This is a genomic window from Burkholderia sp. 8Y (assembly GCF_902506145.1).
Classification (GTDB): Bacteria; Pseudomonadota; Gammaproteobacteria; order Burkholderiales; family Burkholderiaceae; genus Caballeronia.
This window is the reverse complement of the sequence record NZ_LR733519.1, coordinates 1,212,564-1,229,843: the sequence shown is the minus strand read 5'-3', so window position 1 is coordinate 1,229,843 and position 17,280 is coordinate 1,212,564. Positions and strand designations below refer to the sequence as shown.

Annotated in this window: 14 protein-coding genes; all 14 read right to left on the bottom strand. The window is 61.4% G+C overall.

Annotated features, from left to right (window positions below; translation table 11 throughout):
- Window positions 1-41: 41 nt before the first annotated feature.
- Window positions 42-848, bottom strand: a complete 807-nt coding sequence (locus tag GV035_RS05375; RefSeq protein WP_159834974.1) for a MipA/OmpV family protein — start codon at window positions 846-848, stop codon at window positions 42-44.
- Between the two features lie 305 nt (window positions 849-1,153).
- Window positions 1,154-1,636, bottom strand: a complete 483-nt coding sequence (locus tag GV035_RS05370; RefSeq protein ID WP_236572445.1) for a DUF2127 domain-containing protein — start codon at window positions 1,634-1,636, stop codon at window positions 1,154-1,156.
- 17 nt (window positions 1,637-1,653) lie between these two features.
- Window positions 1,654-2,250 carry a PqiC family protein gene (locus GV035_RS05365; RefSeq protein ID WP_159833962.1) on the bottom strand — a complete coding sequence of 199 codons (597 nt, stop codon included), beginning with the start codon at window positions 2,248-2,250 and terminating at the stop codon, window positions 1,654-1,656.
- Window positions 2,247-3,539, bottom strand: coding sequence for an MlaD family protein (locus tag GV035_RS05360; protein WP_159833961.1), 1,293 nt, complete (start codon window positions 3,537-3,539; stop codon window positions 2,247-2,249). The genes GV035_RS05365 and GV035_RS05360 overlap by 4 nt, the downstream gene beginning before the upstream one ends.
- Window positions 3,536-4,744 (bottom strand): paraquat-inducible protein A, encoded by a 1,209-nt coding sequence (locus GV035_RS05355; RefSeq protein WP_159833960.1) that lies wholly within the window; start codon window positions 4,742-4,744, stop codon window positions 3,536-3,538. The genes GV035_RS05360 and GV035_RS05355 overlap by 4 nt, the downstream gene beginning before the upstream one ends.
- A gap of 514 nt (window positions 4,745-5,258) precedes the next feature.
- Window positions 5,259-5,948 carry a haloacid dehalogenase type II gene (locus GV035_RS05350; protein WP_159833959.1) on the bottom strand — a complete coding sequence of 230 codons (690 nt, stop codon included), beginning with the start codon at window positions 5,946-5,948 and terminating at the stop codon, window positions 5,259-5,261.
- 60 nt (window positions 5,949-6,008) lie between these two features.
- A complete protein-coding gene (locus GV035_RS05345; RefSeq protein WP_159833958.1) occupies window positions 6,009-8,162 on the bottom strand; it encodes an amylo-alpha-1,6-glucosidase in 2,154 nt (717 codons plus the stop codon).
- A 194-nt stretch (window positions 8,163-8,356) separates the two neighbouring features.
- Window positions 8,357-8,950, bottom strand: coding sequence for a ParB-like protein (locus GV035_RS05340; protein ID WP_159833957.1), 594 nt, complete (start codon window positions 8,948-8,950; stop codon window positions 8,357-8,359).
- A gap of 171 nt (window positions 8,951-9,121) precedes the next feature.
- The gene (locus GV035_RS05335) at window positions 9,122-9,511 is read right to left on the bottom strand and encodes a DUF779 domain-containing protein (RefSeq protein ID WP_159833956.1); all 390 of its coding nucleotides are present in this window, start codon (window positions 9,509-9,511) and stop codon (window positions 9,122-9,124) included.
- Window positions 9,512-9,572: 61 nt separating this feature from the next.
- Complete coding sequence (adh, locus tag GV035_RS05330) at window positions 9,573-11,093, bottom strand: aldehyde dehydrogenase (RefSeq protein ID WP_159833955.1); 1,521 nt, start codon at window positions 11,091-11,093, stop codon at window positions 9,573-9,575.
- A 375-nt stretch (window positions 11,094-11,468) separates the two neighbouring features.
- Complete coding sequence (locus GV035_RS05325; RefSeq protein ID WP_159833954.1) at window positions 11,469-12,656, bottom strand: c-type cytochrome; 1,188 nt, start codon at window positions 12,654-12,656, stop codon at window positions 11,469-11,471.
- Between the two features lie 74 nt (window positions 12,657-12,730).
- Entirely contained in the window at window positions 12,731-14,470 is a 1,740-nt protein-coding gene (locus GV035_RS05320) for a methanol/ethanol family PQQ-dependent dehydrogenase (RefSeq protein ID WP_159833953.1), read from the bottom strand.
- A gap of 484 nt (window positions 14,471-14,954) precedes the next feature.
- Window positions 14,955-15,029 (bottom strand): pyrroloquinoline quinone precursor peptide PqqA, encoded by a 75-nt coding sequence (gene pqqA / locus GV035_RS29915; RefSeq protein ID WP_159834973.1) that lies wholly within the window; start codon window positions 15,027-15,029, stop codon window positions 14,955-14,957.
- 182 nt (window positions 15,030-15,211) lie between these two features.
- The gene (locus tag GV035_RS05310) at window positions 15,212-17,149 is read right to left on the bottom strand and encodes a sigma-54-dependent Fis family transcriptional regulator (protein WP_159833952.1); all 1,938 of its coding nucleotides are present in this window, start codon (window positions 17,147-17,149) and stop codon (window positions 15,212-15,214) included.
- Window positions 17,150-17,280: the final 131 nt, after the last annotated feature.

Sequence of the window (17,280 nt, the reverse complement as noted above, 5' to 3'; positions counted from 1 at the left end):
GAGGGGCGCACGAGGTCTTAAGAGAGAGCTGGAGTAAGGCTTCAGAACTCGTAATTGATCGACATATTGCATCCTCCTTCCGTCTTGCTCTGTGTGATGGGACTGCTGGCAGCCGTGCCAAGAAGACGTCTGAACGTTCCATCGGCGGTCATGAACCAGTGCTTGTTCAAGTACCAGACGAGAGTGATGCCGAAACCGGCAGACTTCAGCCCGGCGCTTGCTTCGTACTTGCGATATCCGGATGCCGCCGCTTGAGCCGCATTGACACCGAACCAACTGTTCATGTATTTGGAGTCCGCGAGAGAGACGGAAGGGCCTGCGAACCAGAAGAAGTTCTCGGTACTGCCCGGCATCGGCACGTAGGCGCCAACATCCGCTATCCAGCCGTTGGAGCCACCGAAGCTCCGCGTGAACGCAGCGCGAAAGACAAGCGGGAATTCCTTCGATACGACGTAATCCGCAGCAAGCTTCATTTCGGGAGCGGGATTGATGTTGCCAAGCCCGTTCAACCGCGAAGGATCGTTATGCGCGCGTCGGCCAAGATCGTAGACGAGCGCCGCGCTTATGCGCCAGTTCCGGCCTTGCAGAAGATTCGCTCCGATGCCCTCGCCGGTCGACGCAAAGAAAAGGTCGCGATAACGGATGTCGATACTGGGTCCGGCAAGCGTGTGATATCGGTCGGAGCCGTCATACAGTGCCCGAAAGGCTGCGCCGACGCCGAGCCGCACCGCCCACTCGGGAGTAGTCGGCTCATATAGCTTTTCCAGCGGGACGCCGGCTGAGTACTGCCACTCGCCGAGTGGCGAGGGAGTCTGGGCGCGCACTCCCAGCGGTGTGTACGCGGCCATTGCGACGGCAAGCGAAATCGTGAGGCGTCCTTGGCACGCGGTATGTAAAGCCTGACGGTTGTGGTTCGTCACTTGACCGAGAAGTGTTGGTGTCACAGCCCCCCTCGAAGGTAGCGCGAGAAATGGCCGCCTCGCGATGTCTAAAGATTCTCTCTCTTGCTTCCTTTGCATTTGCTTAAGCGCACTGCCGAATTCACCTCGGTTTGCGAGCCCGCGATAGATGGCCGCGAGATTTGTAATGCTTGGCTCGATCGTTCGCGCGCAGAGGCGGCGCGTTCTTGTCGAACCGCGCGGGCGTCGCATGGTCAGTGTCGTCGGCTACGCAGACTCCTCATTCGTAGCGTCCGATATTCGAACCACGTCAGTGCGATGACGACGATATCCACTGCCGACAGGAACAGCAGCCAGATCGAGTGAGTGATCGTGAATCGATAGACTTGAAATGCGATGAACGAGAAAAAGACCGCGAGAGCCACCGGGAAATACCAGAGTTTGCTGCGCAGCAAGCCGGCTATGAGCCATAGCTTGATGAGGCCAAGTCCGAGAAGGTAGGCCGCCGCAAAACTCTGTGTTCCGACTGACAGATGCTGCGCGCTGCGAAGAAGGAAGCCGGCAATGACATCGTGAGGATCGTCGGAGAATTCATCACGAGTCAACCAGACGACGAACGCTACGAGCGATTGCCGGGACAGGAAAAGGGTGGCTGCGCCAGCGATGAGTTCTGGAAGCGCGAAAGCCGCCTTTGCACACAAGGTCACGGCAAACGCCAGATGCAGATTCTTGCTCATGGCTACCGTCATCACCGTTAGCGTCGCGGCAGAGACGACACGATCTGGTCGGCCAGATCGCCCAACGCGCGACTCAGCGCGGCGGCTTTGCGCGCGGCGTCATCGCCTGCAATGGGCGCGTGCAGCGTCGCGTTCCCGGTGGTTTCGACGACATCCGGCGCGCGCTGCGCCACGGCCCACGTCGCCTGCAGCGTCAGCTCTCCCTGCGCAGGCATGTCGACATCGATCACAGTGACGACGAGCGCACGCGTTCCTTTCGGTGCCGGCGTGTCCGGAACGATCAGCGCGCCATCGGGAAGCCGCATTTGTAGATCGCGCGCCAGCGCGGCCCGCATGAGTTGCGCGAGCGGCGCAGCCCAGCGTTCCGTTTCCGAGATCGCATAGCGATTCGGCGCGGGCTGTGTCACGAGTTCCGGGCGGTCCAGTTGGGCGGGAATGCGCAGCGCCGTCAACTGAATGGGCGTCATGCCGGTAAATGCCGCATACGTCGCGGCCTCGGCGGGCACGCTGTTCAGGGCGAGATAGCGTGTGGGCGGGCTATGGGCGCATCCACTCAGAAGCGCGAGCGCGATTATCGCGGCCATCATCGCAGTGGTCGGGGATGACGCTTTCATTGCCGCGCCTCCTGTTTGCCGCGAATCAACGCTTCGGGATGACGCTCCAGATAGTCGGCCAGCGTGCGGATCGATCGCGCAGCATCCGTCAGTTCGCGCAGCGCGCCGGACACGTCGTTCTGGTTCATCGAATGGCTGTCGAGCATGTGGCTCGTGGCGGTGGTGGCCTCGTCGGCGGCGCTGGCCGTTTCGCGCAACTGAGCGACGAGCGGCGCAATCTGAGGCGACACTTGCGCGATGGTGCGGTCGATCTGGGTCACCGCTCGATCGATGTGATTCACACTGTCCTGTATGCGTGGCGACTTCACGAGCGCATTCACTCGCGCGGCGGTGCTGCGAATGGCCTCGCCCGTTTCCTTGATCGGCAGCGCATCGAGTTTGGTGATGATCTGATCGGCTTTCGAGGTCATGTCGTCGATATCGGCAGATTCAACGCCTGGAATTTCGGGCGCGCTATCGCCGCTTGCGAGCGTCGCGGCAGGCGCGCCGCGCACGAAATCGAGCTTGACCTTGCGGGGCCCGACGAGCGGCGGATCTTGCGCAAGACGCGCGCGCAAGCCGTCGTGGATGAGTCGCCGCAACATGGCGTCGACAACCGGTCGCCAGTCGCCGTTCGCGGGCGCCGCGCCGACGATGCCCAGTTGCGCGGGATCGAGGGCAATCTGCACGGGGCTGGTGAGCGCACCCGTTGCCACGTCGTAGCGCAGACGAACGCTCGTGACCGTGCCGACATGAAAGCCGCGCAGTTCGACATCCGCGCCGGGTTTGAGACCGCCGACCGCGCCCGCGAAGCGCACGGCGTAGCTGACGGTCGGCGCATGCATCGGCGCAAGCGCGGGACGCCGGTCGCCGCCGGCAAATCGACGCGCGGGCGCGCCGGGGCCGGGCTCCATAACGATCTGCGGTCCCGAGACGAGCGCCTTGAGCGACGACGGATCGCTCAAGTCCGGTTGCGCGCCGCGCAGATAAAACTTCGTGCCGCTGCGCAGATCGTCCTTTCTCGTGCGATCGATGCTGGCCTTGACATCGACATGCTTGCCGTCCGAATCGAGCGTCACGTCCGACACCGCTCCGATCACGACGCCGTGAAGCGTCACGTCGGTTTCACCGGCCTTCATGCCGTACGCGTCGTCGAAGACGATCGTGACCGTTTCACCGCCGTGCACGAGCGCGCGGATGCCGAGCCATCCGGCCACGCCGATAGCCGCGATCGGCACGGCCCAGATCCACCCAGGCCATGCACTGCGGCGCACAGCCGCATAAGTGCGCCGCAGTCGCGTGCCGCTCATGGCCGGCTCCTGTCTCGCGCGTCCCAGATCAGGCGCGGGTCGAATGCACGGGATGCCAGCATGGTGAGAAAAACGACAAGCGCGAACGCCGTCGCGCCCGGCGCCGTATGCGTCGACGCCACACTGCCGAAGCGGATAAGCGGCAGGAACGCGGCGATCGTGAAGACATCGACGTTGGACCAGCGCCCGAGTTCGTCGATCCATCGGAACAAATGCGCCTTCAACCGTAGATGCTTGCGCGAGCGCCGCCGTATCGAAACAATGAACCACGCCATGCCGGCGAGCTTCGCAAACGGAATGACGATGCTCGTGATCGTGATCAGGATACCTAACGGCCATAATCCTGCATGAAACAGCTCGTAGACGCCGTCGACGATGCGGTGAGGCACGTTCGTGCCGATTTGGACCGAGAGCGTCATCGGATAGAGATTGGCGGGAGCGGTCAACACGAGCGCCGCGAGAGAAAGTGCGGCGGCCCGCTGCACGGCGTCGGGCTTTCGGGCGTGCAGCCGTGCTGCGCATCGCGCGCAGCGGTTACCTTCGCTGTCGAGCGGCGCGATGCAATCGCACGACGTGCACGCGATCACCGGCTCATCGTCCGGGATCGAGCCATCGGGCGCGATGGCTCGCCAGACCGTGCGCCGGTCGAGCGTCGCGCGCGTGATCATCGACATGATCGCGGCCGCGATGAAGCAGTATCCACCCGCGCCGATGGACGCGTTCAGGTTCTGCGTCACGCGCGCATAGCCGATGAAGCAGCCGATGAGATAGACATCCGGCATCGCCCACACATCGAGCCACAGCGACCAGCGAAAGAGGGCGCCGATGCGCGGCGGGGGCCGGCCGAGCCACACCGCGCAGAGCACGATAACGAGCGTGCCGAAGCGCACGAACGGCAGCACGATGCCGAACGCGCCGAGTAGCACCGCGAGAATGAGCCATCCCTCGCGCCACATGGCGACGATGCCCGAGACCAGCAACGACGAGCGCGTGCCGCCGAGCAACTCGACGAACATCAGCGTGCCGAGATTCGCGGGAAACAGCAGGACGAACGTCGCGGACGCGCAGGCGAGCGCGGCGACGATGCTTCGGCCGCTGCGGCGCGCAAGCGGATAGCGGCAAACGCGGCAACGGGCGATCATGCGCGACGTGAGTGGAGGCACCTCGTCGAGCGTGCCGCATTCGGGGCAGCCGATGGTCGTCATGAGGCACCCGTTCTAGAAGAGGGCGTGGGCACCAGGCGGTCGGGATCGCTGGCTGTTTTCCATGAGTGGCACCTTCAATTCGTGGCTCGGCATACTATGCCGACGCTGAGATGACTGAGCGCGTGCGGTGTTCGCCTTCATCGGATGGCGGACGCACGGCATGTCCGCTTCGATGCCCGTCTGCATACCGTGCTTCGCGCCTCGCCATAGGCACTGCGTCGCATTCGGTCATCTGCGTGTACGTTGGCCGCGTTCACCAGAGCTAACTGCACTGCCAAATACATCACATTATGATGCAATCCTCATGCCCAGCGGACCGGATGCCATTCGCATGCTTTGCGCGGCGTGTGGGTGTGGCTTGGCAGGTCTGTGGACATTCCTCGCCTCTGGTAGTCGGGCCGATTCCGCCTGACTGCGGTATCACATGCGAGGTAGTCCGGGCGATGCAAAGCTCGTCGCCGCGTGTCGGGCACCGCAAGCCGTCCTTCCAATTACAGGGAAGCAGAAAGATGGATCAAGAATCAGAAGCGAGAATGCGATCGGTCACACTCTCAAGCGTTCGCTCGATGATGTCGGATTGTTCTCCCAACGGCAGGGGAGCGTTGCCGGGCCGCATGATCAACGCCGCAGCGCATCCGGCAGCCTGCGCGCCCATCGTGTCCCAGACGTGCGCAGCAATCAGCCGCAATCGCGCATTCTCCACGCAAAGCGTCCGGGCGGTATCGTCGTAAATCGCACGCGCGGGCTTGTACTGACGGAGCGGGTCGACTGAGAAGACTCTATGAAAGTACTGTCGGATACCCGCCTGGGTCAGCGCGTTCTCGCTCGATTCCCCCGGCGAATTCGACAGGGTCACCATCTGAAAGCCAGCGTTCGCGAGCCTCTCGAGGGCCGGAGATACATCTGGATGGGCCGGTAAGGCTTTCAATGTGGTCGCGAATTCGTCGATGTCATCGCTCACCAAGACGACGTCTCGCGTCTGCGCCACCATCTGCAATACCGCGATGGCGAGCGTGCCGAAGTCGGCATAGCGTTGGCTCAGCGTGAGGGCTTGCGAATAGAGAATCTGCTGATCGAACCATTGACGCATGACATCACCGTTGCTAAAGGTGCGGGCAAAGAACTGCCTCAACGGCTCGATGTCCAATAGCGTCTCATTCACGTCGAACACCAGAATACGATTACGTTTCTTTCCAACTTGCATGTCTATCTCCGAAGGCGCGTTTCAATGATTCTCCCCGGCCGGATGTACCGTAGCTTCCGGCTACCCCGGCAGTGTCCGCTGAGTAACAGCCGATGAATCGCCCCTGAGTACCGTGAAGTGAGTTCTCTCATCGGTTTGCCAAAACCGAATATCGAACGTTTGTTCGCCGAGATGCACGTCCCGCAGCGTAAGGTCAGGAAGCCAGGGAGGGAGAGCAGGATCGACGAACATGGTTCCGTTGGGCGCATCCGGTTGAAGACCGAGAATCGCCTTTAACAACGAGAAAACAGAACCCGCAGCCCACGCCTGGGGCACATTCGCGCCAAGATACTGAACGGGAAAGCTCGATGGCTTACGCTTCAAGCCGGCGTAAAGTTCGGGCATCTGATTGAGCATGAAAAAGCGGCCCGCTGACAATACGTCATGGGCGATCGCCCCGGCTTCCTTGGCGTAGCCATAACGCTTGAACCCCTCGGCAATCAGCCCGTTGTCGTGCGGCCATACCGCGCCGCGTTGATAAGAGTAGGGGTTGTATGCGGTGTGAGCGGCTGATAATGACCGTATGCCCCATCCGCTCCACATGTCTTCCTGCATGAGCCTCGCCACCACGCGACCTGCGCGGGCGGGCGGAACAATGCCGGACCAAAGACAGTGGCCAGGGTTGGAAACGACGGTCATTACCTTGTTCTTGTCTCCATCCAGTGCGAATGCGTAGAAACCCGATTCTTCGTCCCAGAAGGCGTCATTGAACCGCGTGAACAGTTCGCCCGCCTTCGCACGCAACGCTGTCGCACGCTCGTTCTCGTGCAGCACGTCATAGAGTTGCGCCATCCGCAGCCAAGCGTCGTAGACATAACCTTGCAACTCGCAAAGCGCCTTTGGGCCACATACTGGCGTTCCGTCGGGATGGACCACTGCGTCGCCGGAGTCCTTCCAGCCCTGGTTCTCGAGTCCGTCCGGCGAGCGCGTCTCATACTCCTGAAACCCATCGCCATCTCTGTCGCCGTATTGATCGATCCAGTCGAGACAGCGCTCTGCAGTGGGTAGATGGCGCTTCACCAATTCGATGTCGCCCGTGCAACACCACGCGCTATGCAGCGTAATGAGGTAGAGCGGAGTCGCGTCCGCCGACCCGTCATACGGCGTATGAGGCACCAGCCCGAAGTGAGCGAGTTCGCCGAGCCGGAGTTCATGCAAGATCTTGCCGGGCTCCGCATCACGATAGTCGTCCCGTTTGTTAGCCTGTCGCGCGCCGAGCACTTCCAGGCATCCGCGTGCAAAGGACGGATAAACCAGCGATGTCTGCAACGAAGTAATGAGACTGTCGCGCCCGAACAAGGCCACGAACCAGGGCAGCCCGGCGGCCGGCAGCAGGTGCGGTTCATCGTCGAACGCCGATCCGCGAATCGGAAGGCGCAACGCCGCCAGATCGTGCGTCGCCTGCTCAACTACCCGCTTGAGCGTTTCGTGACTGCTATCGAGCTTGAGTACCGCGCTGTTCCACTGCGCGAGCCGCTTGTGGTTCTCCGACCGGTCGCTGTGCGAAGAGGCACACGTGACCGGTGCCGCGTGTCTTTCGCCTGCCGCCAAGAGGTCATATAGAAGGCAACAGTGCCAGCGGGCGGCGGGCTTCATCTCGATGTCGAAGGTGATGCGTCCGTTCGCGTATCCGGCCGCCGATCCGCTGTTGCACGCGCTCACCTCGACGGCGCGCAGGAAGTCCTGATTCCGGTAGGCGGTGACTAATTGCTGCTCCGAATCGGACCAGGTCGTGGAGATGCGACCGCGCCGAACCAAACGACCGGCTTTCACTTCGAAGATGTCTGCGAAGTCACTACGTATGCCGATCTCGAGATTGAACCGTACTGCCGAGTCGCCGTAGTTGATCAGATCGAGATCTTCGTGCAATCCGCCGCCAATTTCGCGACTGATGGTGAGCCCGACCGTATGGGCCTCGATCGCCCGAGCCTCGGTGACGAATGCGCGGTTTGTCAGAAAGATTTGCGCGGCGAAGGCAGTCGTCGTGCCGCCGTTGAGCAGATCCCACGGCTCTCCGTTTGCAGAGACGGCCCAATGGCTGATGATGCGGGTATCGTAGAAGTAATAGCCGTGCTGTGATTGCCCGATGATCTGGCCATCGGTTCCGGTCAGAAGAACAGCGTGGCCCTGGTGGATGGCTAGCTGCGGCGGGCCTACTTTGACCTCGATTGACATGACCGTCTCCGGTGCGCGACGCATCGGAGCCCTCAACGCTCCGGTATCGACAATCATAGACCTGAAGGATACGAGAGCCACGATAAATATCATGCCGTGACTTATTTCCAGTCGACGAGGCTCTATCGGCTTTCCCGGCTGAATGAGTTCCTTTCAAACTACCTTCGCGGCGCGACAGCGGCGCGTGGGAAAGATCAATCAACCGGTCCCAGATAGCCCGGAAGCCCCACTGCCGACTTGCTTTTCGCAAGTTCGACTGCTTCTCCGATCAGTGAATCGAACTCGCTATCACTGTCAGGCTTCGGCAGATGGGTTCGAAAAAAATCGGCCCATCGAAACTCCTCTAGCGGCACCGAAGTCTTCTCGTACCCACCCGCCTCACGCACTGACGCGGAGAGGCTTCGAAAGACATCATCGTCGAGATCCCAGATATGCTCGCGCATTTCCGAGAACGAGATTCGCCGACCATTCGCGTCGTACGGATACGTCCAACGCTTATTTTCGAGCGTCAGCCAGAAATCGGCCCACGATAGCGCGGACAAGTCTTCAAGGAGAACGACTGGAACGCGCTTGACTTCCGCCATCCACAGTGCCGCCGCAACGTGATGATGGTCGGTCGCATACGGCGCCTCATCCGGGCCGCACACAATCGGAATGGGCTTTTCCGCGATCGCCATCTCAAGTTCGTGTCCCGTCAAAGACGCGTAAGTCCTGGCTTTTTCGCGCACTTCACGCAGTCCGTGGGTGAGTTGAGTCGGGCGTAGTCGGGCGATCTTTACCGTCTTCATCATCATCTCCGATCAGCTTCGGTCGATGTCGGGAGCGTTTGTGTTCAGCAACTTTCGCGCCGCGTTATCTCGACCCGATGACCAGGCGCCAATTTCGCGTGATGGCTACTTCGATGGCTGGACGATGCTTGATCGCCGGCGCTCAGCGACGAGCGGCTCTCCACGCGGCGCCTATGCCGCGCGTTCGACCGGGTGCGTGCTTAACCACGCGTGTTCGGCGTCGCTGAATAGCCGCGACCGCGTGAGAAAACGCAGGCCGGTCGGACCTTCGAGAGAAAACATGCCGCCATTGCCCGGCACACAGTCGATGATGAGTTGCGTGTGCTGCCAGTATTCGAACTGCGATTCGCTCATGTAGAACGATACGCCGACGAGTTCGCCCAGCTTGACGTCGGAGCCGCCGACGATGAACTCGTCGACCGGAAACAACATGGGTGCGCTGCCGTCGCAACAGCCGCCCGATTGATGAAATAGCACGGCGCCATGTTCTGCCTTGAGCTTTTCGACCAACGCAATGGCTGCGGGGGTCGCGACTACGCGCTGCACGGTTGGTTCGTTCATGGTCGTCCTCTTTGAGCGCGAGGAGTCGCCGCGCAATACGGCGGCTCCGCACGCTTCAAGGTTAGAAGAAACCAAGCGGCTTTTCGCTATAGCTGACGAGCAGGTTCTTCGTCTGCTGGTAGTGATCCAGCATCATCTTGTGATTCTCGCGCCCGATGCCCGATTGCTTGTAGCCGCCGAACGCCGCGTGCGCCGGATACGCGTGATAGCAGTTGGTCCATACACGCCCCGCCTGGATACCGCGCCCGAAGCGATACGCCCGTGTGCCATCGCGCGTCCAGACGCCTGCGCCTAGGCCATATAGCGTGTCGTTCGCGATCTCAAGCGCCTCTTCTTCATTCTTGAATGTCGTCACCGAAAGCACCGGTCCGAAGATCTCTTCCTGAAAGATGCGCATCTTGTTGTGGCCGCGAAACACCGTCGGCTTCACGTAAAAGCCTTTGGCTAACTCGCCTTCAAGCGTATTGCGTTCGCCGCCAATGAGACAGTCGGCGCCCTCTTGCTTGCCAAGGTCGATGTACGACACGATCTTTTCGAGCTGCTCCTGCGAGGCTTGCGCACCGATCATCGTCATCGTGTCCAGCGGATGCCCTTGCGTGATCGCCGCGACGCGCTTCAACGCGCGCTCCATGAAGCGATCGTAGATGGACTCCTCGACCAGCGCACGCGACGGGCACGTACACACTTCGCCCTGGTTAAGCGCGAACATGGCGAAGCCTTCGAGCGCCTTGTCGAAGAAGCTGTCGTCGGCATTGAGCACATCGGCGAAGAAGATGTTCGGGCTCTTGCCACCGAGTTCCAGCGTGACGGGGATCAAGTTCTGACTGGCGTACTGCATGATGAGGCGCCCTGTCGTCGTCTCGCCGGTGAACGCGATCTTCGCGATTCGCTTGTTCGATGCGAGCGGCTTTCCCGCTTCCAGCCCAAAGCCGTTCACCACATTCAACACGCCCGGCGGCAACAGGTCTTCGATGACTTCGAGCAGCACCAGCAGTGATGCGGGGGTCTGTTCTGCGGGCTTCAGCACCACACAGTTCCCGGCCGCAAGCGCGGGCGCAAGCTTCCACACGGCCATCAAAATGGGGAAGTTCCACGGAATGATTTGCCCGACGACGCCGAGCGGCTCATGAAAGTGATAGGCAACGGTGTCGTCGTCGATCTGTGAAATGGAGCCTTCCTGTGCGCGAGCGGCGCTCGCGAAGTAGCGAAAGTGATCGATGGCAAGCGGGATATCGGCCGCCAACGTCTCGCGCAGCGGCTTGCCGTTGTCAATCGATTCGGCTACCGCGAGCCGCGCAAGGTTCGCTTCCATGCGATCCGCGATCTTCAGCAACAGATTGGCCCGGTCCGTCGCCGACGTCTTGCCCCACGATGTCTTCGCGGCATGAGCCGCATCGAGGGCGGCTTCGATGTCCGCTTCGCGCGAACGCGGAATCGAGGTGAACGGCTCGCCGGTGATAGGCGAGATGTCGTCGAAGTATTCGCCGCCAAGGGGCGGCACCCACTTGCCGCCGATGAAGTTTCCATACTGCTTCTTGTACGGGTAGTCAGTGCTCAGGAATTGCATCTCTGCATGGTTCATCAGTGTGCTCCTCGGATATGGATATGAGCGGTTAGGCGCTGGCGATGCACGCCGCCGCTTCAACTACATTGCGACTTCCGTGCCATTGGCCTTGCGCGCGGCAATCGCCTTACGCGCCATGCGTTTCGCGCGGACCGTGTATCGCGAGCGCAGGCAGCGGCTGTTCCTATTCGTGACAGGTGTATCGCGCTGTAGCACGCTGTCGGTTCTAGCAGCGTCGCTCAACGACGTTGAGGCGAACGCTCTAACGCGCCATCAGGCGCTGCTTGCCTTTGCCGGGCATCGACCTAAGTAACCGGCCGAGGCTGCGAGAAGTATCGAATCGCCTGCTCCATCGAGAATGAAGTGAAGCGGTGGGCGGCGGCATACGCGGACTCAATGGCCAGGCCCGGCGTTGAGCGGCAGCTTCGAGGCACGCGCGATGTCGGCGGTCATCTTGGTCGGGCCTGGTTTGTAACCGTTCGACATGAGCAGGAACGCCATGATGTCCGCATAGTCCTGATCCTTCATCTTGCCCGGGCGATCGGCGGGCATGTTGGTCGCCATGTAGGTGAAGATGCCACCGACCGTCAGATGTGAGTTCGCCACGGGCGCGAACGACGGCCCTTGCAATGCGGGCGCCGTCACGCCCTGGAGTTGCGCGCCGTGGCACTTCGCGCACGAGTTCCCATAGAGCGTTTTGCCGTGCGACGTCTGGGCCTGTTCGAACGATGGCAAGTCTGCGCCGGCTTCATTTGAAACCGTGATGATGCGCCCCATGCGCGCAGCGTTCGCGTCCGCGAGCATGATCGACGGCTTGTCGACATACCCCATCGATGTCGTTTGCGCGGGCAAGCGCCACTGCTTCGTCAGTGCCTGAAGCTGGCCATCCTTGCGCATGGCTGCGAGCGTATCGTCGATTAGCGGGCGCGACGCGGCCGCCTTCGCGCCGAATGCGAATGTCAGTTCCCATTCGGCATAGGGCGAGTCGGCGAGCGCGACATCGAAGCTGCGTTGCGGATGCGCCAGGCGATAAGCGACGACGGCGGGATACCACACGATGGCCTTTCGTGCACGTCCGCTCGCCACTGCGTCGACCGTCGATGCGCAGGTCTTCTCGAGGTCGAGCGTTACGTCCCGCTGCTGCACGGCGATAAGCTGCGCTGGACTGGCGTAGGTGGCAGCGACGGTGCGCTTCGCTGCGCCCTGCAATACGGTGCCGGGCGCCTCGACGCTGACATAGCCTGCGCGCAGATAACCGCGCGAGAAGCGCATCTTGCCGCCGGAACCGTCGGCGACGGAGGAGCGCGGAAAGCCTGCGATCACGTCGCAATCGCGCGTGAGCATCGTGTCGAGTTCTCTGAGCGAGACGCCGTCATCATCGCCTTCGCCGATACCGTGCACGAACGTAACCGGAACGTTGGCGCGTGTGAAGACCGCTTGCGTGACGGCGCGATCAAGAGCCGCCGACGGACTACCGGGAAACGTGCAGACTCTTACTGCGGCATGGCCCAACGAAGGGGCGAGCGCGATGCATGCCGCGAGCATTCCCGCCGCGCGAAAGGTGTGGAGTGAATCAATCATGGCCAGGCGTCCGGTGATATGAGAGCGCCGCAAAGCGCGCGAAGACGTTGCGCGCTGCGGTCCGATTCAGGCGTTCAGGTGCGGTCGAGTGCGAACACATAGAGCGTGCCGCCGCGCGGCACCTTGTCGGCGGCCTTGGCCATCGGACCGCCCCAGATCGGATTCGCGCCGCCGTAGCCCGCGAGAATGGCGACATATTCCTTGCCGTCGATCTCATAGACCGAAGGCTGCGCGATGATGCCGCTCGCGAGCTTCGGGCTCTGCCACAGAACCTTGCCGGTCCTCTCATCGAATGCAAGCAAGTGGCCGTCGAGCGATCCGCTGAACGCGAGGCCGCCCGCCGTGGTCGCCACGCCGCCGTTCCAGGGCAGCTTGGTCCAGTGGCTCCATACCTTCTTGCCAGTATCGACATCGATCGCCTGTAATTCGCCATAGCCCTTGCTGCCAGGCTCCGGCTTGATCTCGAAGCCCTCCCCCAGATAGGGCAGGCCTTCCATGTAGTTCACCGACTTGCCGGACAAGGACATGCACGCATGCAGCGCGGGCACGATGGCGAGATGTTTCTCGGGATCGTACGATACGGACCACCAGTTCTTGCCGCCAAGGAAGCTGGGACACGTCTCGATAGTCGTGCCTGTCTTCGGGTATCGCGCGGCGTCCTGCACGGGCTTGCCATCAGCGGTGTAGCCCGTGACGGAAGTGGCTTTCACGAACGGCCGCGCGTAGATCAGCTTGCCGTTGCTGCGATCGATCGCATGGAAGAAGCCATTGCGGTCTGCGTGAATGATCGCGTCGTAGTCCTTGCCCTGATACTTGACGTTCGCGAGCACCGGCGTGTTCACGCCGTCGTAGTCCCACGTGTCATGCGTCGTGTATTGATAGTGCCACTTGAGATCGCCCGTCTTCGGATCGAGCGCGAGCAGCGAATCCGAATACAGGTTATCGCCGGGACGCAGATCGGCCAGCCACGGACCAGGGTTGCCCACGCCCCAGTAGAGCGTCTTGCTTGCCGCGTCGTAAGTGCCGGTGAGCCATGCGGGCGCGCCGCCATGTTCCTGCATGCCGTCGGGCCACGTATCGCCGCCCGGCTCCTTCGCGCCGGGCACCGTGAAGCGCTTCCACAGTACCTTGCCATCGTTGGGATCCAGTGCCGCGATGAAACCGCGCGCGCCATACTCGCCGCCCGAGCTGCCGACGACGAGTGCGCCATCGAGGGCGAGCGGCGCGAGCGAGAACGCGTAGCCCGTACCCGGATCGAACATCGCCTTCTTCCAGACAAGTGCGCCGGTCTGCGCATCGAGTGCGGCCACTTCACCGCTCAGCATGGCGATATAGACGTTCTTTCCGTACAGCGCGACGCCGCGATTCACCACATCGCAACACGCGGTCTTGAACGAACTTGCGTCGAGATGCGGCTCGTACTTCCAGAGTTGCTTGCCCGTTGCGGCATCGAACGCATAGACGTTGTCCTTGGGCGTCGTCACGAACAAGAAGCGCCCATTGACGATGGGCGTCGCTTCGAAGCCTTGCTGCAACTCAGCGGGAAACTTGTAGTTCCAGACCTGCTTCAAGTCCTTGACGTTGCTCGTGTCGATTTGCTTGAGCGGGGAGTGAGCATGACCGTTGTAGGTGCGGTAATACGTGAGCCAGCCCGGATCGTCTTGCGCGCTTGTCAGGCGTTCATACGTGACATCGGAGTACTGCGCGGGCGTGCTGTCCGCCGCGATGGCCTGATGCTGCGCGAAAGCGAACATCGCTGCGGCACCTGCTGCAAGGGCCGCGAAGCGCATCGCCGGGACTGGTCGGTTCTTCATCGTCGTCTCCTGGGGATAGGTATGCAACGTCTTTTGTGATTGCATGTCTGGCGTCGATAGACAGGCGAAACGGTTGCCGCATCATCAAGGCAACTCACGTGCCATTGATCGAGGAAGCGCGTGCAACGCTTGCCCCATGCGGACGCTGCAGTCGATACAACTCGATCCCATGCCTCAGTGCATCGATGCGCGGGTGTTGCAATCTGGAGTAGTGGGACGTTGAGTGTTGCGCGATGGGACAGTGGCGTGGTCAGATAAATCCGCGCGTTACGTCAGAGGGTGCAGAACGCTTTGTGATCCTAAGCGTCGGTTTGATGCCGCAACGATAATGCGTGACCTCGCACGTTCGCAAGTTGAGAACGTGCGCAAGCGAAGGCGCGGAGCGCGTCCGCGCGCACGGTCATGCGTTCATGGGGAAGGGAAAAGAGAACAGCACATGTCCGGATCGATGCTGCTGTGACCCGAACTCATGCTTATCGAGGGGTCAGCGCGTGTCGATATACATCGTGATTTCGAAGCCGAAGCGTAGATCGGTGAAGGCGGGCTTAGTCCATTGCATGTCGTCTCCTTGAATGATGCGTCATGTCGGTCACGAACCGTTTCGCGACCGGAGGTCACGCGTGCAAGGTCTATGCCTTCAATGAAGGGGACCGTGCGCGGCTTTCAGCTCGACTCGATCAAGCGCCGCCCGAGGGCACGCCGCGATTGCAGTGTTCCAAAATGGAACACCGACGCAACATCTCACTGCTCCATGACTGAACAGGCGGGCAGCTTGCGATAGATCGTGTTGCGTGAGATCCCGAGCGCACGGGCGGCGGCCGAAACATTGCCATGATGACGCGCGAGCGTTGCGGCGATCACGGCCACGGTGACCTCCTGAAGCCGTTCGCAATCGAATGCCGATGGAGTGCTTGCTTCACTGATTACTGGCGCAGGGACGCGCGGGTCATCGAAGAAGTCTTCGGGAAGATGCTCGCGTCGGATGCAGCCATCGTCGTCGACCATCGCGGCGGCGGTGCGCAACACGTTGCACAACTGCCTGAAGTTTCCCGGCCACGAATAACGCTCGAAAAGTGCCATGACGTCGTCGTCGATGGACAGCCGCGTGTTGCATGCTTCGTCGGCGCTTAACGTCCGCATCATGTTCATGATGACGACGGCGAGGTCGGTGCGTTCGCGCAAGGGCGGCAACTTGACCACAAGTCCGTTGAGCCGGTAATACAGGTCTTCGCGGAAGGTGTTTTGAGCGATCATCTCGCGCAGATTGCGGTGCGTGGCGCAGATGATCGCCACGTCCACCGGTATGGACTTGCTCGAGCCGAGCGGATCGATCACCCGCTCCTGAAGCACGCGAAGGAGACGCACCTGCAAGTGGTAAGGCATGTCACCGATTTCATCGAGGAACAGTGTCCCGCCGTTCGCCTGGAGCACCTTGCCGGCCGCGCCTTTGCGCCGCGCGCCTGTGAACGCACCTTCCTCGTATCCGAATAGCTCCGACTCAATCAGGTTTTCCGGAATCGATGCGCAGTTCACCGCGATGAAAGGCCCGCCGCGACGCGGCGAATCGCTATGGATGGCTTGCGCGAGCAGTTCCTTGCCCGTGCCCGTTTCCCCGGTGATGAGGATCGGGATACCCTTGCCGATGACCTTGCGCACCTTGCCGATCACGGCTGAGACTTTGGCATCGCCCGTCTCGAGCAATGCGAGCCTGGATGACGGCTCGCGAGGAGCCAGGGCGCGCGGGGCAGTCTGTGCGACGGCAGTCGTCGCATCGGCAAAGGGCGCGCGATTCAGGCGCACGCGCGCGCAGACGACGGTGCCATTGTTGAGGTTGAGCGAAATGTGCGGCGCGCGGCTCGTGTGCGAACGATCGATCAATTGCGCGCTTGTCAGGCCGAAAAGCGACGAAAGGGTGTGCGCGCGCAACGCCGACAGCGGCAGGCCGAACTGGAATTGTGCGCTGCGATTGGCCGACAGGAAGCGGCCATCGAAGGTGAACGCCATGATGCCTTCCATGAGCGTGCCGAGAAATTCAGGCCGGCCATGAAAGGATATTTGCATCATGCCGTGAAAAGTGCTGGAAAACAGGTGGTTTTCGATCATCTGCACGGACATGCGCGCGAGCGCCATCGTGTGCCGATGGTAGCTGCGATGATCGCCCGTGACGTCGAGTACGCCGATCAGATCGCCATAGGGATCGAGGATCGGCACGCTCGAACATGTCAGAAAACGGTTGGCCGCGAGATAGTGCTGGTCGCCATGCACGACCGTGGCCGAGCGTTCGGCGATCGCGGTGCCGATGGCATTCGTGCCTTGCCGTTCCTCCGCCCAGTTCGCTCCGGCCCGGAGCGCGACCTTCTCGGCGCGCGCGAGGAAGTCGTCGTCACCCGTGGAATAGAGAATGAGGCCCTGTGCGTCCGTCAGGACGATCATGCTTTGCGTATTGACGATCTGCTCGCGCAGGCTTTCCATGACCGGTGTCGCGTGCGCGCATAGCACGCGGTTCTGCTCCAGCTTGAGCAGCAAGTCGGCGTTGGTGAGAACATCGTAGTCGGGGCGCGTCGAGGCATTCAGGCCGAATGTCTCCGACCGCTCATGCGCCTTGCGAATCGCCGGGATGAGCCCGCCGCTCTCCCATTCATCGTGGGAAGCCGCGATCTCGCGGATCTCGTCTTGCATCGTCTCCTCCGTGTGCAAGTGCCGGTCGAATCGCCGGATGTTTCGAACGCTAAAAAGCAAGGTCCGGACCAAGTTTGCAATGGGTCAAGGTTTACCTTGATAGGCGAATGCACTCACTGCCGCGCTATACC

Bases quoted from the DNA above. Each gene is read 5' to 3' on its own strand.
- GV035_RS05325 (WP_159833954.1), bottom strand. From the start codon at position 12,656: ATGATTGATTCACTCCACACCTTTCGCGCGGCGGGAATGCTCGCGGCA.
- GV035_RS05320 (WP_159833953.1), bottom strand. From the start codon at position 14,470: ATGAAGAACCGACCAGTCCCGGCGATGCGCTTCGCGGCCCTTGCAGCA.
- GV035_RS05345 (WP_159833958.1), bottom strand. From the start codon at position 8,162: ATGTCAATCGAGGTCAAAGTAGGCCCGCCGCAGCTAGCCATCCACCAG.
- GV035_RS05350 (WP_159833959.1), bottom strand. From the start codon at position 5,948: ATGCAAGTTGGAAAGAAACGTAATCGTATTCTGGTGTTCGACGTGAAT.
- GV035_RS05335 (WP_159833956.1), bottom strand. From the start codon at position 9,511: ATGAACGAACCAACCGTGCAGCGCGTAGTCGCGACCCCCGCAGCCATT.
- GV035_RS05360 (WP_159833961.1), bottom strand. From the start codon at position 3,539: ATGAGCGGCACGCGACTGCGGCGCACTTATGCGGCTGTGCGCCGCAGT.
- adh (WP_159833955.1), bottom strand. From the start codon at position 11,093: ATGAACCATGCAGAGATGCAATTCCTGAGCACTGACTACCCGTACAAG.
- GV035_RS05355 (WP_159833960.1), bottom strand. From the start codon at position 4,744: ATGACGACCATCGGCTGCCCCGAATGCGGCACGCTCGACGAGGTGCCT.
- GV035_RS05340 (WP_159833957.1), bottom strand. From the start codon at position 8,950: ATGAAGACGGTAAAGATCGCCCGACTACGCCCGACTCAACTCACCCAC.
- GV035_RS05375 (WP_159834974.1), bottom strand. From the start codon at position 848: ATGGCCGCGTACACACCGCTGGGAGTGCGCGCCCAGACTCCCTCGCCA.
- GV035_RS05365 (WP_159833962.1), bottom strand. From the start codon at position 2,250: ATGAAAGCGTCATCCCCGACCACTGCGATGATGGCCGCGATAATCGCG.
- GV035_RS05370 (WP_236572445.1), bottom strand. From the start codon at position 1,636: ATGAGCAAGAATCTGCATCTGGCGTTTGCCGTGACCTTGTGTGCAAAG.
- GV035_RS05310 (WP_159833952.1), bottom strand. From the start codon at position 17,149: ATGCAAGACGAGATCCGCGAGATCGCGGCTTCCCACGATGAATGGGAG.